The 15,189-nt window shown below is 67.7% G+C and carries 14 protein-coding genes; 6 read left to right on the forward strand and 8 right to left on the reverse strand.

Going from position 1 to position 15,189, the window contains the following annotated elements; translation table 11 throughout:
* Positions 1 to 76 precede the first annotated feature (76 nt).
* The 3 genes from AC1DW4_RS10780 (at position 77) to AC1DW4_RS10790 (ending at position 3,602) form a co-directional block, all read left to right on the forward strand.
* Positions 77 to 1,765, forward strand: coding sequence for an ArnT family glycosyltransferase (locus AC1DW4_RS10780; protein ID WP_477017260.1), 1,689 nt, complete (start codon positions 77 to 79; stop codon positions 1,763 to 1,765).
* A complete protein-coding gene (locus AC1DW4_RS10785; RefSeq protein ID WP_477017261.1) occupies positions 1,762 to 2,679 on the forward strand; it encodes a hydroxymethylglutaryl-CoA lyase in 918 nt (305 codons plus the stop codon). The genes AC1DW4_RS10780 and AC1DW4_RS10785 overlap by 4 nt, the downstream gene beginning before the upstream one ends.
* 764 nt (positions 2,680 to 3,443) lie before the next feature.
* Positions 3,444 to 3,602, forward strand: coding sequence for a hypothetical protein (locus AC1DW4_RS10790; RefSeq protein WP_477017262.1), 159 nt, complete (start codon positions 3,444 to 3,446; stop codon positions 3,600 to 3,602).
* 57 nt (positions 3,603 to 3,659) lie between these two features.
* On the opposite strand, the gene AC1DW4_RS10795 is transcribed toward AC1DW4_RS10790, so the two are convergent.
* The gene (locus tag AC1DW4_RS10795; protein WP_477017263.1) at positions 3,660 to 4,232 is read right to left on the reverse strand and encodes a DUF3885 domain-containing protein; all 573 of its coding nucleotides are present in this window, start codon (positions 4,230 to 4,232) and stop codon (positions 3,660 to 3,662) included.
* 170 nt (positions 4,233 to 4,402) lie between these two features.
* Between AC1DW4_RS10795 and AC1DW4_RS10800 the strand changes: the two genes are divergently transcribed.
* Positions 4,403 to 4,705 carry a DUF7668 domain-containing protein gene (locus tag AC1DW4_RS10800; RefSeq protein WP_477017264.1) on the forward strand — a complete coding sequence of 101 codons (303 nt, stop codon included), beginning with the start codon at positions 4,403 to 4,405 and terminating at the stop codon, positions 4,703 to 4,705.
* A gap of 78 nt (positions 4,706 to 4,783) precedes the next feature.
* Entirely contained in the window at positions 4,784 to 4,975 is a 192-nt protein-coding gene (locus AC1DW4_RS10805; RefSeq protein ID WP_477017265.1) for a hypothetical protein, read from the forward strand.
* 17 nt (positions 4,976 to 4,992) lie between these two features.
* Here the strand turns inward: AC1DW4_RS10805 and AC1DW4_RS10810 are convergent, their stop codons facing one another.
* The gene (locus AC1DW4_RS10810; protein ID WP_477017266.1) at positions 4,993 to 5,406 is read right to left on the reverse strand and encodes a DUF4279 domain-containing protein; all 414 of its coding nucleotides are present in this window, start codon (positions 5,404 to 5,406) and stop codon (positions 4,993 to 4,995) included.
* Between the two features lie 89 nt (positions 5,407 to 5,495).
* Positions 5,496 to 8,624 carry a bifunctional proline dehydrogenase/L-glutamate gamma-semialdehyde dehydrogenase PutA gene (putA, locus tag AC1DW4_RS10815; protein ID WP_477017267.1) on the reverse strand — a complete coding sequence of 1,043 codons (3,129 nt, stop codon included), beginning with the start codon at positions 8,622 to 8,624 and terminating at the stop codon, positions 5,496 to 5,498.
* Between the two features lie 119 nt (positions 8,625 to 8,743).
* Between putA and AC1DW4_RS10820 the strand changes: the two genes are divergently transcribed.
* Positions 8,744 to 9,829, forward strand: coding sequence for a glycosyltransferase family 4 protein (locus tag AC1DW4_RS10820; protein WP_477017295.1), 1,086 nt, complete (start codon positions 8,744 to 8,746; stop codon positions 9,827 to 9,829).
* 6 nt (positions 9,830 to 9,835) lie between these two features.
* Here AC1DW4_RS10820 and AC1DW4_RS10825 read toward each other — a convergent pair whose 3' ends face one another.
* From AC1DW4_RS10825 to AC1DW4_RS10845, 5 genes are all read right to left on the reverse strand, one after another.
* Positions 9,836 to 10,909 (reverse strand): substrate-binding domain-containing protein, encoded by a 1,074-nt coding sequence (locus AC1DW4_RS10825; protein ID WP_477017268.1) that lies wholly within the window; start codon positions 10,907 to 10,909, stop codon positions 9,836 to 9,838.
* Between the two features lie 35 nt (positions 10,910 to 10,944).
* Entirely contained in the window at positions 10,945 to 11,691 is a 747-nt protein-coding gene (gene phnE / locus AC1DW4_RS10830) for a phosphonate ABC transporter, permease protein PhnE (protein WP_477017269.1), read from the reverse strand.
* 56 nt (positions 11,692 to 11,747) lie between these two features.
* Entirely contained in the window at positions 11,748 to 12,758 is a 1,011-nt protein-coding gene (gene phnD / locus AC1DW4_RS10835; protein WP_477017270.1) for a phosphate/phosphite/phosphonate ABC transporter substrate-binding protein, read from the reverse strand.
* The gene (gene phnC / locus AC1DW4_RS10840; RefSeq protein WP_477017271.1) at positions 12,755 to 13,579 is read right to left on the reverse strand and encodes a phosphonate ABC transporter ATP-binding protein; all 825 of its coding nucleotides are present in this window, start codon (positions 13,577 to 13,579) and stop codon (positions 12,755 to 12,757) included. The genes phnD and phnC overlap by 4 nt, the downstream gene beginning before the upstream one ends.
* A gap of 144 nt (positions 13,580 to 13,723) precedes the next feature.
* Complete coding sequence (locus AC1DW4_RS10845) at positions 13,724 to 14,956, reverse strand: DUF2254 domain-containing protein (protein ID WP_477017272.1); 1,233 nt, start codon at positions 14,954 to 14,956, stop codon at positions 13,724 to 13,726.
* Positions 14,957 to 15,189 lie beyond the last annotated feature (233 nt).

The raw sequence follows: 15,189 nt of genomic DNA on the forward strand, positions 1-15,189 counted from the left end.
CGTCAAAGCGATCGGTCGGTCCACGCTCGCCGCTTGAGCCATGACGCCCCGTTCATCTTCGTGTTAGCAACGTCGCATGACCCGACCCGACCTGGATCGCTACATCGCCGGATGGCGTGGACCGCTGCTGGCGGCGCTGCTGGCGCTGGTCGCCGGCCTGCCGTCGCTGCTGCTGCTGCCGCCGCTGGACCGCGACGAGAGCCGCTATGCCCAGGCGACCTCGCAGATGCTGGAGAGCGGCGACTATGTCGACATCCGCTTCCAGGACGAGCCGCGCTGGAAGAAGCCGGTCGGCATCTACTGGATGCAGGCGGCGGCCGTCGCCCTGACGTCCAAGGTCGAGAACCGGGATATCGCGCCGTATCGCATCCCGTCGATCCTGGGGGCCATGCTGGCGGCCTGGGCCTGCGCCTGGATGGGGACGGCCCTGTTCGGGGCGAGGGCCGGTTTCCTGGCGGGGGCCATTCTGGGCACCACCTTCCTGCTGTCGTCCGAGGCCGGGATCGCCAAGACCGACGCCATGCTGTGCGGCTCCGTCACCCTGGCCATGGCCGGGCTGGCGCGGCTGTACATGGCGTCGAAGGTCGCGCCCCTGGTCAGGGGCGATCCGACGCAGCGCCCCTACAAGCTGATGCTGTGGCTGGGCGTGGGTCTGTCCATCCTGATCAAGGGGCCGATCGGCCTGCTGGTCGTGGTGCCGGCCGCCCTGTCCCTGTCGATCTGGGACCGCAGCTGGGCGTGGCTGAAGCGGCTGGGCTGGGGCTGGGGCGTGCCGCTGGTCGCGCTGATCGTGGGGCCGTGGGCCATCGCGGTCACCATCGCCACGGACGGCGGCTTCTGGCGCGACGCCCTGATCGGCGACATGGCGTCCAAGGTCGCGGGCGGTCAGGAAAGCCACGGCGCCCTGCCCGGCTACTATCTGCTGCTGTCGCCGCTGCTGCTGTTTCCGGCCACCCTGATGCTGCCCGCCGCCCTGTCCACGGGGTGGAGCCGTCGCGCGGAGCCGGCGATCCGGTTTCTGGTCTGCTGGCTGGTGCCGGCCTGGCTGATCTTCGAGGCCACGCCGACCAAGCTGTTCCACTATACGCTGCCGACCTTCGGGGCGATCGCGCTTCTGATGGCCGCGGCCCTGACCCGGCCGATCGGGACTGTCTCGCGCTGGTCCGGAGCCGGGCTGGCGGTGTTCGCGGCGGTGATCGTCAGCGGCATCACCGTCTATGGCCTGACCGCGTTCGGGACCTCCACCGCCCAGACCTGGGCGACCATCACCATCGTCTGCGCGGTCATGGCGGCGCTGATCGGCGGGTTCCTGCTGCTGAACCGGGCAGCCGTCACGGCCCTGCTGATCGCGGTCGGCTTCGGTGTCGTGGCCCATGCGGCGCTGGCGGGGACGATCCGTCAGTTGCGCCCCCTGGCCATCGCCCCCCGGCTGGAGGCGGCGCTCGAGACCAACGGCCTGGCCCCGGATCAGGGACTGGTGCCCGGCCCGGTGGCGATCACCACCTTCCATGAGCCGAGCTTCGTCTTCCTGACGGGGCGGGACACCCAGCTGACCGATGCGGCCGGCGCGGCAAAGGCCCTGGCGGAGGGACGGCCCGCCATCGTCGAGGACCGCGACGCCGAGGCGTTTCGTGCCGCCAGCGCCGATACAGGCGTGCCGGGCCGGGCCGTGGCGGTGGTGACGGGCCACAACTATTCCAGCGGGGATGACGTACGCCTGACCGTCTATGCGCCGCCCGCGGCCGTTGCGGAGGCGCAGCCATGAGCCCCCGCCCGATCCAGATCGTCGAGGTCGGACCCCGCGACGGGCTGCAGAACGAAAAGGCCGTGCTGGACCCCGCGACGCGGGCCGAGCTGGTCACCCGGCTGGAGGCGGCGGGCGCGCGGCGGATCGAGGCGGTCAGCTTCGTCCACCCCCGGCTGGTGCCCCAGATGGCGGGGGCGGAGGAGGTCATGGCCGCCCTGCCCCAAGCTCCCGGTCACAGCCGCATCGGCCTGGTCCTGAACGGCAAGGGATACGATCGGGCGCTGGGCACCGGGGTGGACGAGGTCAATGTGTCCCTGTCGGTCACCGATGGGTTCGGGCTGAAGAACCAGGGGCTGGATGGCCGGGCCCAGATCGCGATGCTGAGCGACATCATCGCCCGGCGGCACAACTCCGACGGGGCCGACACGCCGGTGCCCCGCCTGTCGGCGACCCTGTCGTGCGTCTGGGGCTGTCCGTTCGACGGAGAGGTCTCGGTCGATCAGGTGGCCGATCGGGTGGGCGAGCTGGCGGCGCTGGGTGTCGTCGAGATCGGGCTGGCCGATACCATCGGGGTGGGCGATCCGTGGAGCGTGACCCGAAAGATCGAGGCCGCCCGCGCCGTCGCGCCCGAGGCGAACCTGCGCCTGCATTTCCACGACACGCGAAACACCGGCGTGGCCAATGCCTATGCGGCGGTGGAGGCGGGGATCGACGTCCTGGACGCCTCGGTCGGCGGCATCGGCGGCTGCCCCTTCGCGCCCGGCGCCACCGGAAACGTGGCGACCGAGGACCTGGTCTATATGCTGGAGCGGGCCGGGTATGCGACCGGCTATGACCTGGACGCGCTGATTCGCACCGCGCGCTGGATCGGCGAGAAGATCGGTCGCCCGACGCCGAGCGCGCTCAGCCGGGCGGGGGGTTGGCCAGGCTAGAGCCAACCCTTGCGCCGCGCTTTGCGGGGGAAAGCCGTCCGTCTTCGAGCGAAGCTCGAACAGGACGGATGGGGGAATTTCACTGCGCAGAAGCAAGGCAAGACTTCCCCCATCGGTCCTGGCTGGCTGCGCCAGCGACGGACCGCTTTCCCCCATGAAGGATGGGGGAAGGGCTCCTGAGCCGTCGTCGAAATTTTCACAGTGGACATCGTGCAGATCGTGCAAGGCCTGGGCGTAGAGCCGCGTCCAGCGCAGGGCCTCGACCGGCCGTCCCTGCATCACCGCCCGGCACATCCGCCGTCGGATCAGGGCCGCCGTGGCCCGCGCGTCGGTGGGGGCATCCAGGCCCGCGAAAGGATCGATCGCCCCATGATCCCTGCGCCGCCAGCCCTGGCACCGGGCCCGCTTCCTCAAGGCCGACAGCCCCACCCCGAACCGCTCGCAGACCTCCTCGGCGCTGCAGCCGTCGAGATAGGCGAGACGCGCGGCCTCCCAGGTCTCGGCGCTGCGGATGCGATAGGGCGTGGCCATGCGCGGAGGATGGCACAGGGGTGCGTCAGAATCGGTCGGGGGATTGAGTAGCGAAGTTCAGCGTTACGTCGCACATCAGAACAGCGCGACACAATACGCCGTCAGCCATGGAAGGCCAGTGTCCGCTTCCGACCCATTGCAGACATTCTATACGTGCACCTAGACTGCCTGCAGCTAGTCATCGCGAGGGGCTCATGGTGTTTATAGATCGCCTTCGGTCGGTGTTAGCTGGCGTGGCGGTGGGCCTGTTCTTCGCGGTCCTCTACCTCCGCATCACTACCGATGCCAAGCAGGGTTTGGACGCCCTTCATGTTGGTGCGGTCGGCATCACCCTTGCGAGCGTGGCGCTCACCCTGTGGCTTGCCCTGGCGAACAAGAAGAAGGCCGTCTAGGTCCGCTTCTCGCCTCCCAGCGACCGTCGCATCACGACCCATAGCGGACGTTCTGGACTATAGATTGAGCGGATGCGTGGGCAGCCAATCGGAGTGCTGTGCTGCCAACCGCTGAACGGCTTCGGCGTCTGGCAAGAAGAGATCGACGCCACCGTCATACGGGGCGAAGATCGCCCCGTCCGTGCCCATCCATAAAGTCGGCCCTGCTCTCTCGTCAGCGATGGAAAGAAGCAAGTCGTCGAACCGGCCGGGTGCCCAGCGGACTTGGGCGGCATGAACTCCCCAAGGACATCCTTCTTCACCGTCGTCTTCAAGTATCTCGAACGCGAAGGCGAGTTTCCACTCCCGCGTTGCCCGGAACGGATCGTGTTGGTCAGCCACGTCCCGTTCGCCTGCCTGCAATACCCAGTGGGTCTGCACGAGCCAGCATGGTCGGTCGCCTAGCACCTCTAAAGCCAGCGCATTCTGGCGGGCCAACAACAGCGAGCGTTCCTCGTCTGTGTCGGCATACCGTTTGGACGCAGGGAGCGAGTGAAATCGCAGACGGTTTGCGGCTCCCGCACTTCGGAGCATCCAGCCTATTGGGGGTTCACCAGGGTGAAACTGCACCCAAACATTTTCGAACGACATTGTAGCGGCTTAGCAGGAGATCGCCTTGGTGTCCGCTATCCGGCCTGGTGCCCCCTCCCGCTTCCGACCCATTGCGGACTTCGACTTCCCCCTCCATCGTCAGGCACATGCTTGAACGAGACGACAAAGAGCACCCGATACCGGAAGGGGTTCGGCCTCGATTTCGCGAATTGGTCGCCGCACTGGTAGCCGGGGATTTCCAGCCTTCGAACCACAGTCTCGAAAGGGTCGCGCCGATAGATGCGCGGCTCGCCGATTTCATCGCGGAGCAGATCAACGCCTACGGAGCCACGCTCGCCCCGCTGAGCGAGGAGGTTTGGGAACGGTCAATCTACGTCTGGGACGATCCGAATTGGCAATTTTTGATTGATCTGACGACCACCGAGGAGCCAAGCAGCGATCTGGTCCTACACGCCCGACTTGCGGGTGATGAGGAAGCTCTAATCGAAGTCTGGTCAGTCCACGTGCCCTGAGTCCGCTTTCCACTCGTTGCGGATATTGCTGCGCAGCCGTCGCTATGTAGGCTTAGCCTCACTTGCCGAGTGTCAGCCATGCCAAAATACAAGATCGAATGGGACTTCGGGGACAGGAAAGTCCAACTGGGCACACTCGTCTTCAATGATGACGACGCGGCCATTTCGGAAGTCACTGAGCTATGTGAGCGCGACGGTTTGGGCGCGGTGATCACGCGGCCTGACCGGAAGCTCACGGTCGCAAACATCGCCCGAGCGAACGTGCGCTAACCACCCATTGGCGACATTCAGGCGTCAGTGGGATCGTAGATGTCGAGACTTAACGTCACTCCGCGTTCGCCCATAGCACGGAGAGTTTCGGGGGTGATTTCTAAGCCCTCGTTGCGTTCGTCCATGAACAGCCCGCAGAAAATGTCTGCCCGGAAGCGTGCCGAAAGTTCGAGCCAAACCGTTAGGTCTGGCGTCAGAGAGGCGAAAATCCCCTGTATCTGGGTGTTGAGATCTCCGGGCTTGGCGTCCGAAGCCTTCAACCGCCACGATCCGGTTTTTTCGACATACTGGCGGTCGGACTGACCAGTTCGTATGGTGCCCTTTTGGGCCGATTTCGTCGGCTGTCCTGCCAGCCTTCTTGTGAGGTCGTCAGGGTTAAGTTCGTCGCCGAAGAAGCGAAGGGAAGCAGTAGAGCGTGCGATGCGGGCCATGCGATTTAGCCTATCTGCCGTGATGTCCGCTTCCCACCCATAGCGGACATTGGGCGCGTCCGCTTTCGGGCTCAGAGCAAGGTGAGCCCCTACAAATTCAACAGCGCCGGGTCCCCGCCCTGGGCGGAGATGTTGTTCGAGATCGCCTTTTCCGACGCATAGCGGATCAGGCTGTTGGGGCCTCCGGCTTTCGGGCCGGTGCCGGACAGGCCTTCGCCCCCGAAAGGCTGGACGCCGACCACCGCGCCGGTGATGCCGCGGTTGATGTAGACGTTGCCGGCGGAGACCAGGGCGGTGACCTCTTCGGCGAAGGCCTCGATGCGGCTGTGGACGCCCAGGGTCAGGCCGTAGCCGCGCGCGGCCAGCTTGCCCGCGACGGTTTTCAGCTCGGCGGGGTCGTAGCGGTAGATGTGCAGGATGGGGCCGAAGACCTCGCGTTCCAGATAGTCCGGGGACGGAATCTCGGCGATCGTGGGGGCGAACAGGTCGCCGCGTTCGGAGCCGTCGGGCAGGGTCGCGCGGGCGAGGATCTTCGCGTCCTTAGACAGGCGGACGATGTGAACCTCCAGCGCCTGGCGGCTCTCGGTGTCGATGACGGGGCCGATGTCCGTGGACGGATCGGCGGGGTCGCCCAGGACCTGGGCGGCCAGGGCGCCCTTCAGCCCCTCGATCAGGCTGTCGGCCGAATCCCTGGGCGCATAGAGGATGCGCAGGGCCGAGCAGCGCTGGCCGGCCGAGCCAAAGGCCGAGCCGATGACGTCGTCGATGACCTGTTCGCGCAGGGCCGTGGTGTCGACGAACATGCCGTTCAGACCACCCGTCTCGGCGATGAAGGGGATGATCGGGCCGGGCCGGGCGGCGATGGCGCGGTTGATCGCGCCGGCCGTATCGGTGCCGCCGGTGAAGGCGACGCCGTCGATGCCGGGGTGGCTGACCAGGGTCGCGCCCACCGTCTCGCCCCGGCCGGGGACGAGGGCCAGAAGGTCGGGATCCAGACCCGCCTTGTGATACAGGCGCACGGCCTCGGCCGCGATCAGGGGGGTCTGTTCGGCGGGCTTGGCCAGGACGGCGTTGCCGGCGGCCAGGGCGGCGGCGATCTGGCCGGTGAAGATGGCGAGCGGGAAGTTCCACGGCGAGATACAGGCGAACACGCCGCGTCCATGCAGGACCAGCCGGTTCGTCTCCCCCACCGGACCGGTCAGGGTCACTGGGCCGCCGAAGTCGCGTTCGGCCAGCATGGCGTAGTAGCGGCAGAAGTCGGCGGCCTCCCTCACCTCGGCCACGCCGTCGTTCAGGGTCTTTCCGGCCTCGCGGCTGAGCAGGGCGACCAGGCGGTCGAGGTCGGCCTCCAGCGCATCGGCCATGGCGCGAAGCACGGGCGCGCGGCGGGTGCCGCCCGCGCGGTCCCAGGCCACCTGGGCGCGCTGGGCCATGTCGACGGCGTGGTCGATGTCTTCGGTGGTCGCCTCCGATACCCGGCCGATGACCTGGGTGCGGTCGTAGGGGTTGGTGACGTCCTGCGGGTTCGTGCCCGCCGCCAGACCGCCCTCGATCAGGGGGCCGGACAGGAAGCGTTCGGCGTCGACGCGGGCCAGGGCGGCGGCGTGGGCGTCGCGGTCGGCGGCTTGCGAATAGTCGCGGCCCAGCGAGTTCTGGCGGTCCATATACATGTCCTTGGGGGTCGGAATTTTCGCGTGGCGATCGGGGTAGGCCTGAACCGCCGCGATGGGGTCGGCAGCGACGGCGGCGGCGGGCACGCGCTCGTCCAGCAGGGCGTGGACGAACGACGAGTTGGCGCCGTTCTCCAGCAGGCGGCGGACCAGATAGGGCAGCAGGTCTTCATGCCCGCCGACGGGGGCGTAGGCGCGCACCGTCATGGGTCCGAAGGTCTCGGCGGCGGCATCGTAAAGGGCCTCGCCCATGCCGTGCAGGCGCTGGAACTCGATCCTGACGCCCGCGTCCGTCGCCATGCGGTGGACGGCGGCCAGGGAGTGGGCGTTGTGGGTGGCGAACTGGGAATACAGATGCGGCGCGGCCTCGATCATGGCGCGGGCGCAGACGAGGTAGTTCAGGTCGGTCGCGGCCTTGGTCGTGAAGACCGGATAGTCGTTGCGACCCATGACCTGGGCGCGCTTGATCTCGGTGTCCCAATAGGCGCCCTTGACCAGGCGGACCATCAGGCGGCGGCCGGATGTACGGGCGAGGTCGGCGACGCGGGCGATGACCTCTGGCCCCCGCTTCTGATAGGCCTGAACGGCCAGACCCAGCCCGGTCCAGTGGCCCAGCGACGGTTCGTGCGCCAGCCGGTCCAGCAGTTTCAGCGACAGCGCCAGGCGGTCGGCCTCCTCCGCGTCCATGGTGAAGTTGATGTCGGCGGCGGCGGCGATTTTCGCCAGACGCAGGACGCGGGGATAGAGTTCGGTCCAGACGCGGGCCTCGTGGGTGGCCTCGTATCGCGGGGACAGGGCCGACAGCTTGACCGAGACACCGTGGCCGGCCTCCGGTCCCTGCCCCTTGGCCGTCTTGCCGACGGCGGTGATCGCGTCGGCGTAGATGCGCTCATACCGCTCGGCGTCGGCTGCGGTGCGGGCGCCCTCGCCCAGCATGTCGAAGCTGCACAGCCAGCCTTCCTTGTTCGACCGCTTCAGTGCCGCCTCGATGGTGCGGCCGACGACGAATTGTTCGCCCATGATGCGGACGGCGGCGGCGACGGCCTGGCGGATGACCGGCTCGCCCAGGCGGCCGGCGACGCGCGTCAGGAAGCCCGGCAGGTCGGTCTTGGCCTGTTCGTCGGCATCGACCAGACGGCCGGTCAGCATCAGGCCCCAGGTGGAGGCGTTGACGAACAGGCTGTCGGACTGACCCAGGTGGCTGGCCCAGTCGGCCGAGCCGATCTTTTCGGCGATTAGGCGGTCGCGGGTGTCCTCGTCGGGCGTGCGCAGCAGGGCCTCGGCCAGACACATCAGGGCCAGACCCTCGCGGGTGCCCAGGCTGAATTCCTGCAGGAAGCTTTCGACGACGCCCTGCCTTTTCTGGCTGCGGCGCGCGTGCTCGACCAGGCGGATCGCGTCGGCCACCACGGCCGTTCGGTCGGGGTCGCTGAGGGGCGGCGTGGCCAGCAGGGCGTGGATACGGATCGGTTCGTCGGCGAACTTGCCGTGGTCCAGGGTGTCCCAGTCCTGAGAGAGGGTCACCGGAGGCGTGACGTGTGCGTTCATGCCCGGCGACATAGACCCATCCGCTTGCGAGCGGGAGGGGGCGCGGGACATCTCGCCTTCCGTCGCGCGAGCCGCTAGAGGTTGCCGCCTTGTCCATCGGCACGAGCCACCGCCCACCCATGCGCATCGTTCTGGCCACTGACGCCTGGGAGCCCCAGGTCAACGGCGTCGTCCGCACCCTGACCCGCACCGTGGCCGAGTGCCGCGCCATGGGCCACGAGGTCGAGGTCATCGAGCCCAGCCAGTTCCGGACCATCCCGGCCCCGACCTATCCGGAAATCAGACTGGCCCTGGGGGCCGAAGAGGAAATCCGCGAGCGGTTGCGGGCGATCGAGCCGGAAGCGGTCCACATCGCCACCGAAGGGCCGATCGGCATCGCTACGCGGCGCATCTGCGTGGAGTGGAAGCTGCCCTTCACCACCAGCTATCACACGAAATTCCCTGAATATATCTCGGCCCGGTTCCCGGTCCCGGTGCAGGTCGGCTATGCCTATATGAAGTGGTTCCACAAGCCGTCGGGACGGCTGATGGTGGCCACCCCGACGCTGAAGGCCGAGCTGGAAGAGCACGGGTTCAAGAACATCTCGCCGTGGACGCGGGGCGTGGATACCGAGCAGTTCCGGCCCGACCTTGAGCGCATCTTTGACAGTCTGGGCGGCAAGTCGTGGCCGCGCCCGTTCTGGCTGAACGTCGGACGGGTGGCGGTCGAGAAGAACATCGAGGCGTTCCTGGAAACCGATCTGCCCGGCACCAAGATCGTCGTCGGCGACGGACCAGCGCGGGCCGACCTGGAGGCGCGATACCCCGAGGCGAAGTTCTTGGGCGCGCGGTTCGGCGAGGAGCTGGCACGGTGTTTCCGCGATGCGGACGTCTTCGTCTTCCCCAGTTGGACCGACACCTTCGGCCTGGTGATCCTGGAGGCCATGGCCACGGGCACGCCGGTCGCGGCCTATCCGGCGCACGGGCCGATCGACCTGATCCCCGGATCGAACGCGGGGGCCATCGACGAAGACCTGAAGGTCGCCTGCATGACCGCGCTGGAGTGCGACCGCGAGGTGACCCGCGCCTATGCCGAGACCTTCAGCTGGCGCGCCTCGGCCGAGCAGTTCGTGCAGAACCTGGAGCCCTATCCGGAGCCGCAGCGGGGCCGCTTCTGGCGGCGGCTGAGGCGGATCGCGCGGGTGCGGCGGCGGGCGGCGGCGTAAGCCGACCTATTTGGCGGGACGGGCCATGGGAGTCAGGGCCGTGGCGATGCCGCGCTGGGCCACCAGTTCGGCCTCGGGCAGGGGCACGAGGCCGCGATCCTGCAGATAGCCGCCCTGCCCCACGGCGGCCTCGGACGTGAACTCGATCAGGAACTCCTGAAGGCCCGGCGTCACGCCGATGTGGGCCTTCTTCACATAGATGAATAGGCTGCGGGCCAGTGGATAGGTGCCGTCCGCGATCGTCTGGGCGGATGGATAGATGCCGTCGATGGTCTCGGCCTTCACCGTGTCCAGGTTCTGCTCGAGGAACGAAAAGCCGAACACGCCCAGCGATCCCGGCGTGCGGGTCAGGGTCTGCAGGATGGCGTTGTCGTTCTCGCCCGCGTCGATCCAGGCGCCGTCCTCACGCACCGTGTGGGCCAGGCTTTCGAACCGGTCCTTGTCCTGCGCCTCCACGGCGGCGGCGGCGGGCACCAGCTTGGCCCCCGGCGTCATGCCCAGCTCCAGGAAGGCGTCGCGCGTGCCGGAGGTCGGCGGCGGGCCGTAGACCTGGATGCGCTGGTTCGGCAGGCCGGGATTGACCTGGTTCCAGGTGCGGGCGGGGTTCGGGACAAAGGTGCCATTGGGGCCGGGGACGGTCTTGGCCAGGCCTTCGTACAGGTCGTTGAGTTCGAAGTTGAAGCTGTTGCCCGTGCGCGAGGTCGCGATGACGATGCCGTCATAGCCGATACGCAGTTCGACGATCTCGGTGACGCCGTTGGCGACGCATTTGTCGAACTCGGACTTCTTCATCGGACGCGAGGCGTTGGCGATGTCGGGGGTGTTGGGGCCGACGCCATTGCAGAAAGACTGAATGCCACCGCCGGTGCCCAGCGATTCCACGCGCGGGGGCGAGGCGTCCGGGTTGTTCCTGGCAAAGTTCTCGGCGACGCGGGTCGCGAACGGAAACACGGTCGACGACCCGGCCGCCCAGATGCCGTCGCGCGCCGTCTGCGGACCCTGGCCACAGGCCGCGATGGACAGGACGGCCATGGCGGCCGTCGCAGCGGCGGACAGGCGAGGAAACAGGGTGGTCGGCATCAGCACGGTCTCTCGGGGCGACGAATCTGCGACGCTTAAAGCAGACGTTTGCGCATGGCCTGTGACAGCATGTCGATCAGCGTCACCGCGACGATCACCACGATGACGATGGCCGAAACGTCGCGGAAGCCGAATCCGTTGATGCGGTCGAACAGCACCTGACCAATCCCGCCCGCGCCGATCAGGCCGAGGACCGTCGCCGAGCGGCTGTTGGATTCGAACCGGTAGAGGGCGAACGAGGTCCACAGCGGCGCGACCTGTGGGATGATGCCCCAGACGATTTCATGCACACCGGTGCCACCTGTGGCGCGCACGCCTTCGACAGGCCCCTTGTCGATCGACTCGACCGCCTCGGAAAACAGCTTGGCCAGAACACCGGCCGTGTTGACAGCAATCGCCAAGACGCCGGGCAACGGTCCCAGACCGACCGCGACGACAAAAAGGATGCCGATGACAAGGTCGGGCACCGAGCGCAGCAGGTTCATGACGAAGCGCACGGGCATGACCACCCAAGCGGGCGCAACATTGCGGGCCGCCGCAAGTCCCATCGGCACAGCGAGGAAAATGGCCAGGAATGTGCCCCAGAGCGCGATCTGGATCGTCTCCCACATCTTTTCGACGAACAGCTTCCAGTCCGTGAAGTCGGGTTGAAGCAGTTGAGACGCGAAGTTGCGGGTGTTTTCCGAATTGCTGAAGAGGTTGCCCAGATCAGCCAGGTTCACAGCCTCAATGCTGTAGATCAGGACGGCCGCGACGCCGCCCCAGACGAGGACGTCGAGCACCCAGGCCCCCAGGGACTTCGACGGCGCCTTCGGGATCGTGCCGGCAGGCGTGGTGGTCAAGGCTGGACCTCTCGCAAGCTGCGGAGGCGCTGCAGTTCGGCCTGGGCGGCGGACGCGGCGGCCGTGTCACCCGACTTGCGGGCCTCCGACAGCTGCTGGTCGGCGATCATCTCGCGGACCGGATTCAGGTACGAGTTATCGGCGGCGCGGAACTGGGAATATTCCAGACCGGCCAGAACCTGACGCTGGCGATCGGCCTCTGCGCCCGTGCCCACGCCATAGGTCAGGAAGAAGCTGCGGATCTTTTCCTTGATCGCGGGATCGAGGTCGGAGCGCAGGACGATGCCCGATTCCGGGATCGGGGGGGACTGCCAGATTTCCTGGATCTGGGCCGCGATCTGAGGGTTCTCGCGGGTCAGGAAGACGGTGTTGACGGTGTTGGAGGTGGCGACATCGACCACGCCCGTCGCCACGGCGAAGGCGTTCGCCTGGTGGTTGGCGGAACGCACCGTCTTGAAGCACTGGGCCGGGTCGATCGGCGGGGTGTGGGCGTTGAAGAGGAAGGCCATGGGGGCGAGCGTGCCCGAGGTGGACTGGGCGTCGCCGATGCCGAAATCGAACCGCTTTCCGCAGGCCAGAACCTGATCCAGGGTGATGCCCGAACCCGCCTTGACGATCAGGGTGGAGCGATAGCTGTCGGCCCCCTCCTTGTTGACCGTGCGGGCGATGACCTCGGCGTCGGCGCGGTCGATGGCCTCGACCGAGGGCTTGGCCGACAGCCAGGCGACCTGGGTCTGGTTGCCCTTCATGGCCTCGACCAGGACGGTGTAGTTGGAGCCGAAGAAGGGTTTCACCGGCACGCCGATGGCCTTGGACATGTCGTCCAGCAGGGGCTGCCACAGGGGACCGGCCGAGGCCTGGCTCTCGGCCGACAGGATGGCGAAGTCGATTTCCTTGGGCGCGCCCCCGGACTTGGCGTCGTCGCCGTTGCCGCAGGCGGACAGGGCCACGAGGGCGGCCGAGGCGGCGATCAGACCGAAGCGGCGAGTGATGCGGGCGAGGCTCATGCCTTGGTCTCCCAGAACGCGTCCTCGAACTCGGGACCGTAGATGTCGATGAGTGTGGGGGTGTCCAGACCGGTCGAGGGACCGTCATAGACGATCTTTCCAGCCTTCAGGGCGATGACGCGGTCGCAGTAGCGGATGGCGTAATCGACCTGGTGCAGGGTGACGATGACGCCCAGGCCGTCGCGCTGGTTCAGCTCGACCAGCAGTTCCATGACCTTGCGGGCGGAGACGGGGTCGAGCGAGGCGACGGGTTCGTCGGCCAGGATGCCTTTCGCGCCCTGGACCAGGGCCCGGGCGATGGCCCCGCGCTGCTGCTGCCCGCCCGACAGGGTGTTGGCGCGCTGGGCGGCATAGTCGGAGACGCCAACGCGGTGCAGCGCCGCCATGGCCTTGTCCTTGTCGGCGCCTGGCCAGGCACCCAGGATGCCCTGCCAGGCCGGAAGGCGACCCAGCGCGCCCAGCATGACGTTGGAGAACAGGCTGAGCCGACCGACCAGGTTGAACTGCTGGAAGATCATGCCGACCTTCTGGCGCGCGGCGCGGACGGCCCCGGTGATCCGGCCGTTCTTCTGGACGCAGACGCCGAAGACATCGATCTGGCCCGGCCCGGCGTCGATCGACTGCATGCCGGTGATGGAGCGCAGCAGGGTCGACTTGCCCGAACCCGACGGACCGATCAGGGCGACCATTTCGCCCGCCGCGACGGACACGCTGACACGGTCCAGCGCCTTGCGGGCACCGAATGTCTTGGACACGTCGCGAACCATTACCAACCCAGCAGGGTTGGGGCCGGGCGCGGGGCTTACGGCGGCTGAACTCATGAACTCGCTGACGGCGGCTGTGGAACAGGCGCCGAATGCCGCGAGTGGCGCGGTCCGGCAAGTCTTAATGCCACGGCCATTGCGCCGCCGTCCAGCGCGACGACCGGCGCAGGTCGGGTGCGGGAGACCGGAACACCGCAGGCATCAGCCTTTGAAGGCGGCCGCTTCCACGCGCTCCAGATCGACCGGCAGGGTCAGGGCCTGCCGGGCCCGCGCCAGAGCTTCGGCCGACTGGCGGCGCGCGGCGTGGGCCAGCGGGCTGTCGCCGGTCGCCAGCTTGCCCAGCATTTTTTGCAGGCGTTCGGCCACCGCGGCGTTGTCGGACCCATGCCGCGCGATGGGACCGAACACGTCCTCGACCAGATCGTCGGCCTCCAGGGTCGGGGCCCAGACGCGCGAGCGGCGAACCGGCTGGATCTCTGTCGGGGTCAGCATCGCCCATTCGTCCAGCGCCCGCACCGCCGCGCCCATGACCTGGATCGCCGTGCCGGGATCGTTGACGCCCGGCGACAGCGCGCGGGCCGCGATCTCGCCCAGGACGATCAGCCCGAAGCGCGGATCCTGATCGAAAGAGCGCTGGCGGCCGATGCTGAAGGCGGAGCGGAAGTCGCCCTGATCGGTGTCGTCCCGGTCCGGTCGGCTGATCGCCAACAGGGGGTCGCCGGTCCGCACGAAGGTGCCCGGCATGGCCATCACCCGGACCTGACAGTCCTGTCGTTCGGCCGCGTCCTGAAGCAGGGCGGGATCGACGTTCTGGACATAGCCCGTCCTGGGAGCCAGGACGAGGAAGGCGGCCTCGATCTGTCCCGGACGCCCGCCCAGGAAGGGGGCGTCCCGCTCGCCCGTCAGCGCCGCCCGGGCCTGATCCTCGGCCAGGTCGATCATGTGGCCGACGCGCGCCAGGGTCGAAAGCCGGTTGATCCAGGCCAGCAGCCGAAAGGCCACCAGACACACCACGCCCAGGCTGAACAGGAACAGGATCGCCCGTCCCTGCTGGCCATAGTAGTGCGCGTTGACGGCGGTGACGGCGACGATGGCGTACAGGAACGCCCCCACGAAGGTCGCCAGCGCCTTCTGAACGGCCACGTCGCTGGTGACCAGGGCGGCGGCGCGCGGCGTCGTGGTCTGGGATACGGCGGTATAGGCCGTGACCATCGCCCCCACCGAGAAGGTCGCCACGCCCAGCAGGCTGGAGGCGAGGATGGTCAGGATGGCATCGATGGAGTTGCCCCCCAGCCGGTCGGCGACCTGGGCGGGCACCCAGGGCGCGGCGACGCCCGCGACCAGGGCGGCGGCCACGGCGGTCGCGGCGTACAGGCCGGCGCGGACCCACAGCTGTCGCCTCAGCCGTCGCCACCAGAACAACCAGCGATTCATCGATGTGGCCCCCGTCCTACCTTGGCCATAACGGCAGAGGGGACCGGAGGTTCACCGCCATGGCGTGGACGATACCGTCAGAGGCCGGACCATCGCCGAAGCGCGGCGAGCCCGGACATGAAAAAACCGCTTTACATGACAGTCGCGTGACCCCATATGGCCGCTTCCGGCGGACCCCGTAGGTCTAACGTTGCGCTGCTAACGCCGGTCTGGGTTTAACAATTACAGGGGTT

The sequence above is a fragment of the Brevundimonas sp. P2_A6 genome (assembly GCF_056404975.1).

Bases quoted from the DNA above. Each gene is read 5' to 3' on its own strand.
- AC1DW4_RS10780 (WP_477017260.1), top strand. From the start codon at position 77: ATGACCCGACCCGACCTGGATCGCTACATCGCCGGATGGCGTGGACCG.
- AC1DW4_RS10785 (WP_477017261.1), top strand. From the start codon at position 1,762: ATGAGCCCCCGCCCGATCCAGATCGTCGAGGTCGGACCCCGCGACGGG.
- AC1DW4_RS10795 (WP_477017263.1), bottom strand. From the start codon at position 4,232: ATGTCGTTCGAAAATGTTTGGGTGCAGTTTCACCCTGGTGAACCCCCA.
- AC1DW4_RS10805 (WP_477017265.1), top strand. From the start codon at position 4,784: ATGCCAAAATACAAGATCGAATGGGACTTCGGGGACAGGAAAGTCCAA.
- AC1DW4_RS10810 (WP_477017266.1), bottom strand. From the start codon at position 5,406: ATGGCCCGCATCGCACGCTCTACTGCTTCCCTTCGCTTCTTCGGCGAC.
- putA (WP_477017267.1), bottom strand. From the start codon at position 8,624: ATGAACGCACACGTCACGCCTCCGGTGACCCTCTCTCAGGACTGGGAC.
- AC1DW4_RS10820 (WP_477017295.1), top strand. From the start codon at position 8,744: ATGCGCATCGTTCTGGCCACTGACGCCTGGGAGCCCCAGGTCAACGGC.
- AC1DW4_RS10825 (WP_477017268.1), bottom strand. From the start codon at position 10,909: ATGCCGACCACCCTGTTTCCTCGCCTGTCCGCCGCTGCGACGGCCGCC.
- phnD (WP_477017270.1), bottom strand. From the start codon at position 12,758: ATGAGCCTCGCCCGCATCACTCGCCGCTTCGGTCTGATCGCCGCCTCG.
- phnC (WP_477017271.1), bottom strand. From the start codon at position 13,579: ATGAGTTCAGCCGCCGTAAGCCCCGCGCCCGGCCCCAACCCTGCTGGG.
- AC1DW4_RS10845 (WP_477017272.1), bottom strand. From the start codon at position 14,956: ATGAATCGCTGGTTGTTCTGGTGGCGACGGCTGAGGCGACAGCTGTGG.